The organism is Coleofasciculus sp. G3-WIS-01 (assembly GCF_040223135.1).
Lineage (GTDB): Bacteria > Cyanobacteriota > Cyanobacteriia > Cyanobacteriales > Coleofasciculaceae > Coleofasciculus.
The window spans coordinates 1-9,113 of the sequence record NZ_JAVJZI010000147.1 but is presented as its reverse complement, the minus strand read 5'-3'; the positions used below and the strand labels follow the sequence as shown (position 1 = coordinate 9,113).

At 47.0% G+C, this 9,113-nt stretch carries 6 protein-coding genes and 1 pseudogene; 4 read left to right on the top strand and 3 right to left on the bottom strand.

Features of this window, described 5'->3' with window-relative positions:
* Positions 1-969: 969 nt before the first annotated feature.
* Positions 970-1,503, bottom strand: a complete 534-nt coding sequence (locus RIM23_RS14530; protein WP_446356020.1) for a DUF2808 domain-containing protein — start codon at positions 1,501-1,503, stop codon at positions 970-972.
* A 941-nt stretch (positions 1,504-2,444) separates the two neighbouring features.
* Between RIM23_RS14530 and RIM23_RS14525 the strand changes: the two genes are divergently transcribed.
* The 4 genes from RIM23_RS14525 (at position 2,445) to RIM23_RS14510 (ending at position 5,589) form a co-directional block, all read left to right on the top strand.
* Positions 2,445-3,590: a Re/Si-specific NAD(P)(+) transhydrogenase subunit alpha gene (locus RIM23_RS14525; protein WP_446367942.1), complete on the top strand. Its 1,146-nt coding sequence runs from the start codon at positions 2,445-2,447 to the stop codon at positions 3,588-3,590.
* Between the two features lie 90 nt (positions 3,591-3,680).
* Positions 3,681-3,959, top strand: a complete 279-nt coding sequence (locus RIM23_RS14520) for an NAD(P) transhydrogenase subunit alpha (protein ID WP_446338094.1) — start codon at positions 3,681-3,683, stop codon at positions 3,957-3,959.
* Positions 3,960-3,972: 13 nt separating this feature from the next.
* Entirely contained in the window at positions 3,973-5,379 is a 1,407-nt protein-coding gene (locus RIM23_RS14515) for an NAD(P)(+) transhydrogenase (Re/Si-specific) subunit beta (protein WP_446367941.1), read from the top strand.
* Positions 5,380-5,412: 33 nt separating this feature from the next.
* Positions 5,413-5,589 (top strand): hypothetical protein, encoded by a 177-nt coding sequence (locus RIM23_RS14510; RefSeq protein ID WP_446367940.1) that lies wholly within the window; start codon positions 5,413-5,415, stop codon positions 5,587-5,589.
* Here the strand turns inward: RIM23_RS14510 and RIM23_RS14505 are convergent.
* Together RIM23_RS14505 and RIM23_RS14500 are read right to left on the bottom strand one after the other, a co-directional pair.
* The gene (locus RIM23_RS14505; RefSeq protein ID WP_446367939.1) at positions 5,565-7,100 is read right to left on the bottom strand and encodes a serine/threonine protein kinase; all 1,536 of its coding nucleotides are present in this window, start codon (positions 7,098-7,100) and stop codon (positions 5,565-5,567) included. The two genes, RIM23_RS14510 and RIM23_RS14505, sit on opposite strands and share 25 nt — an antisense overlap.
* Positions 7,101-7,530: 430 nt before the next feature.
* A pseudogene (locus RIM23_RS14500) lies at positions 7,531-8,505 on the bottom strand (zinc ribbon domain-containing protein); the annotation flags it as partial.
* Between the last annotated feature and the right edge of the window lie 608 nt (positions 8,506-9,113).

The window sequence follows — 9,113 nt, the reverse complement described above, 5'->3', positions numbered from 1 at the left end:
GTATGGTTGCCTCAATCTCCTTTCGGGTAAAGTTAGCTTCGCCAATGTTATCGGTCGGTAACTATCCAAAAAGCACTGTTTCAGTGACCTTAAAACTGTTTAACTTTTCGGTTCTAGAGCAGTAGACTAGCGGGAGCATCTACTGGTAGGTCTTGAACACTTGCCGATAACGTAGTCAGTTAAGACTTAAGCTGGTCAGAATGGCTTGTTAGATTTCTCTTTCAAGCCTCATGCCTTTAGGCTGAGGTTCCTGACCGTTTATTGTTTATCTTTCTACCAAACCAGATGGGAATACTTGGGAAAACTCAAAGAAGTTCTACAACTTTTCCCAGGTGAAGTACCCCAACTTGCTTCGCTGAAGTTGGGGAACCTCCAACTCAACTAGGCAATGACGGTCTTATTCGTCTTGGCTCACGCCACGCTTACGCGAACGGAGTTTCCCGCTTCATCCGTCGATGCCTCTCCAAACCCATGTTTGGTTTGGTCTTACAAGGGCGTCCACAGGCAGCAACCCGCCTCCCACAGGTTGTTATTGCTTGTCGTACAACATGGCTTGGGAGAGTCTTTTACCGCAGGGCGTAACCTTACGTACCAGTGGTCATGTTCTTTCCCTAGCTGCGATGTTTGGAGCGGCAAGCATATTACTCCTACTTCGGAATTAGCCTGTCTGATGTCCATACGCCTAGGCGGGTCAGCGACCAGGCTAATAATGATAACATGAATATGTAGCAATAATCAATAGGTGTACTAAGCACACCTATTGATTATTGATTGACTCCGTACCTTCGGAGGGTCCGCTCCCTATCCCCACCTTAGACATTGCGGGTACTCACCTGCGGCTCGATACAACCCGCTCCAGACTGAAGGTGGAGACTTCCGCGTCACGTTAACATTCCAATCCCCTAATTTGTCACGCCTGGGTATTAAACTTATCCCCTATCTCTGATTCCTCATCTGTGTGAGTGAAAACTAACTAATCGTCAGAATCCAGGTTCCCAAATAACGCGGTAGGGGAACATCACCGGGAGTCCATACCAGACATTCAAAATAAAAGGTGCCGCCAAACCGGGGATTTTTTACATCAGACAACACGATTTCCACCTTTTCTTGGGCTGGAACTGGCTCCTGCATATAAATCTGGATCTGGTAATTGTCTTTATCCCAGTCCACCTCAGCAATGGGTAGGGATTCACCGTCAACCCTGACCTCAATCCGATCTGGATTAAATTTTCCTGTGTAATAATCTGGATAACGAACGACAAATTGCTGTACCGCTAATTCCATCTTTTTGCTGGGAATCCTCAATCTCAATCGATCCCAAGCCGCTGCACGACCCCCAAAGTCAAAATAGTACCTGAGAATATTTTCCCGTTGCACACCGCTAAAAATAGTGAGTCCGGGATTATTCTGAGCCCAAGTCTGGACAGCTAAACCTGTGAATAAACAGCCTGTTAAAGCAACGGCTGAAACGAAGCGTCCTAGAAGAGATTTGCGGGTAAACATAAGTGGGTGACCTTTCGCTGTAAAAAAACTAAGATTTTTACTAAGCTTTACAGTTTTTGACTGTAGCAGATTTAAGTTATACCGTAGTCCGGCGATGTTGCAGACGCTCAAGACGTGGGAAAAGTGCCTTAGGTTCATCTCCCACCTGGGGAAGCTCCGGATTTAGGGGCTGGTTTTACCGCAAACGTTTTAGCACTGTCCCGAAACTTTAGGAGCGCCCGCCCTTCTCAGGAGGAGCCTGTCACCTTTGAAGGTTGGTTTCTGGGAACCTAGTGGACTGACACAGCTAAAATTGTGGAATAGATTTGACGGTGAAATTGGGCGCACACCGTGCGCCCCTACAATACTAATCCACCATTTTAGGTGTGCCACGCTACTCGGATTGACTCCGCTAAAGTGTCTGGCAGCCTACTATCACCCTCTTGTTCATTTTTATCCTATCTGTAGTTAAATATACACAAAATTGGCAAAAAGCTGCTCATACTTCTGAGTATTACCGAATACTATTAGGAGGCAAATAGCAAGCTCTCACGCATTGAATTAATTTGATTGTTGAGGCTGATGGGAGACAGGGAGAGAGTTTTACGGTTTTTGTCAAAACTTATTGCTATTCAATGTAGATGAACAAGAGCTGACTCAATTACAAAATTTAGGACTATTTTCTCAAGCGATACTAGGTAGGAGTAGCCTATAAAATAAAGATGTTGGATATTAGGAGAATGGCAGAGGAATATTCCGATTAAACTGTAGCTAATTCAGTACGGATGAGGAACTAGACTGAATCGTGCTCAAGACCCAAAAATTCTACCAGCTAAAAATAGCCTGTGTAGGGTTGATGCAAAAGGAAGGCACAAGGGCTATGATGTCATAAAAATACGCCCTTCGTGTATGGCAGTAGCCTAATGACTAAGTTATAGTTTTTTCGGTTAGAAGGAGTTTTCATGAAAATAGCACTGGTTAAAGAAATTGAAGTTGGCGAAAATCGGGTCGCCCTGATTCCGGATACTGTTGCCCGTTTAGTCAAACAGGGCTTAGAGATTTGGGTAGAAAATGGTGCGGGAGAGGCATCGTTTTTTAGCGATCGCGCCTACGAAGAAGCAGGGGCTACCTTAGTCTCAGATCCGGGCAAACTCTGGGGTGAAGCCGATGTGATCGTGAAAGTGGGCATTCCCAAAGATGATGAAATCAACCAGATGCGGGAAGGATCGGTATTAATTAGCTTCCTCAACCCCCTGGGTAAGCCAGACGTCGCCCAGAAACTGGCAAACCGCCAGGTGACAGCCTTCAGTATGGAATTGATTCCCCGTACCAGTCGCGCCCAGAGTATGGATGCGCTGTCCTCCCAAGCTGGGGTAGCCGGGTACAAAGCAGTACTGATTGCCGCCGCCGCGTTACCGAAATTCTTCCCCATGTTAACCACAGCAGCGGGAACGATTAAACCCTCAAAAGTATTTATCCTCGGTGCAGGAGTCGCTGGCTTACAAGCGATCGCGACTGCCCGACGCCTGGGTGCTATGGTAGAAGCCTTTGATATTCGTCCGGCGGTTAAGGAAGAAGTGCAAAGTTTAGGGGCGAAGTTTGTCGAGGTAGAAATCCAAGAAGACACCGTTGCTGAAGGGGGTTATGCTAAGGAAATCTCTGACACCGCTAAACAGCGCACCCAAGAGGTGATCGCTGAACACGTCAAGCAAGCCGATGTGGTAATTACCACCGCCCAAGTTCCTGGGAAAAAAGCCCCCTTGCTAGTGACGGAGGAAATGGTACAGCAAATGAATCCAGGTTCGGTGATCGTGGATCTCGCCGCCGAACAAGGTGGAAACTGTGCCGTTACCGAAGCGGGGAAAGATATTGTCCGTCATGGCGTGACAATTATTGGTCCAATGAATGTCCCCTCGTCCATGCCCACCCACGCCAGCCAGATGTATGCCAAGAATATATCAACGTTATTGCAGTACCTGGTAAAAGAGGGACAGTTACAACTCAATTTTGAGGATGATATTGTAGAGAGCACCTGTGTCACCCATGGGGGCGAAATTCGTAATCAGCGGGTCAAAGATGCTCTGTCTCAAATGAGCACAAAAGTATAGGTCATGGTTGATCGTTTTGTCTTTGGCGATGAACCCTGTCGCTTGCTCAAAGAAAAGTTAGTATCATGAAGCCCGAAAAAGGAGGAAGGGATGACCACCACATTTATTGCCAGTTTATTTGTCTTCGTGTTAGCTTCATTTGTTGGTTTTGAAGTGATCAACAAAGTGCCACCCACCCTGCACACTCCCTTGATGTCTGGCGCTAATGCCATTTCCGGTATTGCCGTCATTGGCGCCTTGCTTATCTCCGGATCTAAGGAATGGAATGTCACAGTCATTTTGGGTTTAATTGCTGTGGTGTTAGCCACGGTTAACGTGGTGGGCGGTTTCTTAGTTACGGATCGAATGTTGCAAATGTTTAAAAAATAAGTGAGGTGAAAGCATGAGCGAGTTTCTGCCGACTGGGATTGAACTAACCTATTTAGTCGCAACGGGATTATTTATCTTTGGGTTGAAAAAGCTGGGATCACCAGCTACGGCACGCCAAGGAAATGTTTGGGCTTCGGTAGGAATGCTGCTGGCTGTAGTGGCAACTCTGCTTAACCAACAGGTCTTAAATTATCAGATGATTGTGGCAGGGATCGCCCTGGGTTCCGTAATTGGCGTAATCGCCGCCTATAAAGTCGCGATGACTGCCATGCCTCAGATGGTAGGCTTACTGAATGGGTTGGGCGGTGCAGCATCAGCCCTAGTCGCGATCGGGGAATTTTGGCGCTTGCTCAGCACGGGTCAAGGTGTACCCTTAGGGTCTACGATTACCGTGATTCTGGGTGTGTTGATTGGTGGAGTCACGCTCACTGGCAGCTTTGTAGCATTTGGCAAGTTACAGGGGTTGATTACGGGTAAGCCGGTAAAGTTTCCCTTACAGCAACTTTTTAATGCCTTACTCCTGATTAGCTTTTTGGTGTGCAGTGGCTACCTATTAGTCACACCGGAGAATACAACCATCTTTCTGTCGATGGTAGGTATCTCCTCGGTGTTAGGGATTTTCTTTGTCCTGCCGATTGGCGGCGGCGATATGCCTGTGGTGATCTCACTGCTGAACTCGTTTTCTGGGTTAGCGGCGAGCGCGGCGGGTTTTGTCGTGATGAACGATATGCTGATTGTGGCTGGGGCGTTAGTTGGGGCTTCGGGTTTAATCCTGACCAATATTATGTGTAAGGCGATGAACCGTTCCCTACCCAACGTGCTATTTAGTGCCTTTGGTAGCGGTGACGCCAAAGGCGGTGCTGGTGGCGCAGGTGGTGTAGGGGACAAGGTTGTCCATAGCATCGATGCTGAAGAAGGGGCAATGATGTTGGGCTATGCCCGTTCTGTGGTCGTTGTTCCGGGTTATGGTATGGCGGTGGCTCAGGCACAACATACGGTGCGCGAGTTAGCTGATCAGCTTGAAAAACTGGGCGTTGAGGTCAAATACGCCATTCACCCAGTTGCGGGTCGTATGCCGGGACACATGAACGTACTTTTAGCCGAAGCGAATGTCTCTTATGACCAGCTCTATGATATGGATGACATCAATCCTCAGTTTGATAACACGGATGTCGCCCTCGTCATTGGTGCCAATGATGTGGTAAATCCAGCCGCTCGCAGCAATAGCGGTAGTCCGATTTACGGTATGCCGATTCTCGATGTCGATAAGGCAAAGCACGCGATCGTGATTAAGCGAAGCATGAGCGCCGGCTTTGCTGGGATTGAGAATGAGCTGTTCTACGGCGATAAGACCATGATGTTGTTTGGTAGCGCCAAGGATATTGTGGCGCAGCTAGTTGCTCAAGTGAAGCAGCTTTAATTAACCTAGGGGCGGGTTTGACGATGATCATTTTTGCCATCCGAATGTGACTCAACCCGCCCCGAAAATCGAATCATGGCAGGTGTTGTTGAGAGTTATTGGTGGGAAAGGGCGGGTTTTGTTGAACGGTTATCGGTGAATAGCGGAATTGAGTCCCTAAACCCGCCCCTACAGAATATTAAATCCTATCCGGAAATATCGGTGGGATAATCAGTATGAACGGCTTCTAGCTTCATGACAATTTTCGGCTTAAGTTTCTCAAGCTCTTGCTTGAGAATTCGTTTACTCAGCTGAGGCTGAGCGCTGGGCATAGCCGCATGGCTAGCATTTGCCCAATCCAAGAGCAGTTTCCGCTGAGTTGATGCAATGGTGGAGGTCATCACATTGGCGCAGCGTTCGGGTTGAGTCAGGGCAAAGAATAAAATCCGGTAGCTTCCCGATTCTCCTAAAATGCGGATCACTTTCTGACCCATGGCAGTTTTCAGATCCAAATAGCAGGTTAGCCAACGGGCGCCATGTTGCCGGTTATGCAATGCTGTAATCCATAACACCATGGGATGAGGAGACATCAGAAACAGGAATTGGTTATAGCGGGTACTAATTCGGCGGTTTTCAATATCGTCCTTCGTCAGCATCACCCAAAGGGTGGCTAACAGTTCCTGACTGGTGCGAATCATATGAGGAAAAACAATCGAGGCTTGGGGTTTGTTTTTGGGCCAAGATGTTTGTAAACAGAGGTCTTCAATGGAACGAGCTGGAGGCTGGGGCGGTTCTTCTACGCGGGGTATTTTCGAGAGTACCGCACCAATCCGTTGACCGAGTTGTCGTCCTTGACCAAAACGCTGTTCTAAGGGTTCTAACGTCTGGATGACTTCCTCAATTGTTTGCGGGCGATCGCTCGCCTCTTTTGCCAAACAACTCATCACCAGATTTTCCAAGGCTTTGGGCAATTTCAAATCGGGTTTTGCGGCTTCAAAGGTGCGCGGTGGACTGAAGTGATGGGCTTTGTACCACCCGCCGAAGGAATTGGATTCGCCCACAATCGGCATTTCGCCCGTGAGCATCTCAAACATCATCACACCCAGACTGTAAATATCTGAGCGGTTATCCAGTTCCCGTCCTTCCATTTGCTCGGGGGAACAATAGGCTAACGTCCCCATAAACGAGTGTGTTTGCTCGCTGTTGGACTGGATCAGCTTAGCAATGCCAAAGTCGAGGATTTTTACCAGTTCCCCGAAGGAGGCGTCTTGAACCACGAGAATATTGCTGGGTTTAATATCTCGGTGAATAATTGGGCTAAGTTCACCTTCGATCACGATCCCCTTATGAGCGCATTGCAGCCCTAAACTAATCTGACGGCTAATATTGAGAAACCGAGGTAAGGGTATGGTTTGATCGCGAATGATTTCACTTAAGCCATTGCCTTCTAGGAACTCCATGACGTAAAACGAAATATCATTTTCATCCACGCCATAATCCCGGACGCGCACGATATGATTACTTTTTTCCCCAAGTAGCGCACAGATCGTCGCTTCTCGCTCAAAGCGATCGCGCATTTTTTGGTTGAGCAAGGTTTGGGAGATGAATTTGACAGCGACAATAACGCCGCCGAGTAACATATCTTTCGCTTGATAAACTTGACCCATAGCGCCCTGACCTATCAACCCAATGAGTTGATAGCGATTGGCGAGTATGCGACCATGATTAGGGTCTTTTGTCATGATTGGTTTAGTGAGAGCTTGGAGCAGTTGTGAACAATACCTATTTACCAGTTTGACCCAAGCGCAATTCGGCAAGTAGCATCCTCAAGAACTAAACCCAATAACTCACTCGGTTACTCGTTCCATGGTGACTAGCCATAGTTCATCGCTTCGTTGAGCGCTCAACTGGAGCCACACCTGTGGCAAACCGCACAATAACTAACTCAAGAAGTTAAAAATGTCAAGGATGACGTAGAATTTATCGGTCTATCCCGGACTCTATCCTGCTAAGCTAACACACAAAAGCAGGTAAAACGTCGCAGATTTTTAGGGGGGGGTCAAATCCCAGTGAGTGATCTTCACGCTTTATACTTCTGATTATAGGTGACACAGAAAATCGGAGTGACATCCTCCCACACCAAATCAAAGATTATGGTGTTGGCTTCCCAAATCACTTTGAGAACTTCCTGGTTATTCCATAGGAGGGATTTCGCCACTTGCCTAGATTGAGTTACCTCAACCCCCGGTAGAACGGCTGCACAGGCACTTTCTATTCCCGTCTGTCCAACGGTACTGATTAGCTCTATTCCTCTGTTTCTGATGACTTGACCACTAGCTACGTCGCGGTCAGTTTTAAAACCGCAATGGGGACAATCATGCACCCGGTAATCCGAGTCTTTTTTGACTTCACCTTTACATTCAGGACACTCCTGAGAAGTGCCTCTAGCGTCAACAACAGCAAGTAAGGGCGAAGCATTTGCGGAGATTAGTGAACAGGAAGTGGCATAAGTATAGTACGCAAATGCTTCGCCCCTACACCTACGTCTACCCCGATTGGATGTCCGTGAGGATTAGGGTCAGGGACACTGACATCGCATTGAATGTTGATTGATGCATACCATTTATCGGCTTTGCGTATAATTCGCACCTGCTTAACCGTAAAGCCAGATGGAATAGGGCGGTGCAGGTTGATTGGGATTGTCCCCAATTTTGGCAGTTTGATCTGGAGGTTCGTTACTGGATTCTCTTTGAACTGTGGAAACAGCAACGACTTAAACTGCCCAACCTTCTTGAACCTAGGAAAACCAAACCCGCGAGACCTACAATAGTCCCAGCCTCTGTGCAATTGCTTAATCGCTTGCTGAAGGACTTGAGAAGGAACCTCCTTTAACTTGGGAAATTCCTTCTTGGCTTTCGGCAGATTATTAAGCTGCCGTACTTCGCCGGGGAATGCGGCATCTACTGGAATGATGTACTCTTTTTCCAGAGAGCATCTATCAATCAAACACTTACGACTATTACACCAATCTTTTATTTCCCCCAAGGCATAGTTATATGCACGGCGACAGATTTCCATCCACTCAATTAACCGTTGTTCTTGAGTGACATCTGGATAGATTCGGTAACGATAGTTAAGTGTCAGCATAGCTATCTTATAGCGTATTTACTGGATGATAGTGTGCTGTTAAACTGAAGTTCCCCCAGTCAAAAAATCTTGCACTGCCTCACCGTGCGGCTTGGCGCGATTTTTGACGCGCCGTACTTATGTACAATCGCGCTCAACCTTGATGTAGCGATGGTTTTCACCGATCTCTTGTCTATTGCAAAAATAGCGCGATCGCTAATGATAGCAAGTGCTACATGGGTACGATTTTTGAGGGGATTGAGCGCTAAAAGCATTGCGTTATAAGGCTTTAGCCTTGGTATAGTACATATGTATGGGGAAACTTCAGGTTAAATGTTAATTTAGGTGAACATTGAGTTAACTAAATTAACTTGGGGAAGTCGTGTATCCCATCGCGCTCATCATAGATTACAGCGTGGGTCTTACGACCTCCCTAAACCCCTGCTACAGATAAATTAGATAGGTTATTGCTAATGGTGTACCAGTTAATAGTTGGTAAAAGTATAGTCAAATATAGACAGACTTCATTTCATTGCAGAAATTCCCTTCGCTTTTACTTTGAGAGATTAATTCTCATAATCGTGAACTACGCACCTCTCTATCCCATAGCGGTTAAACGCATTTGGGAA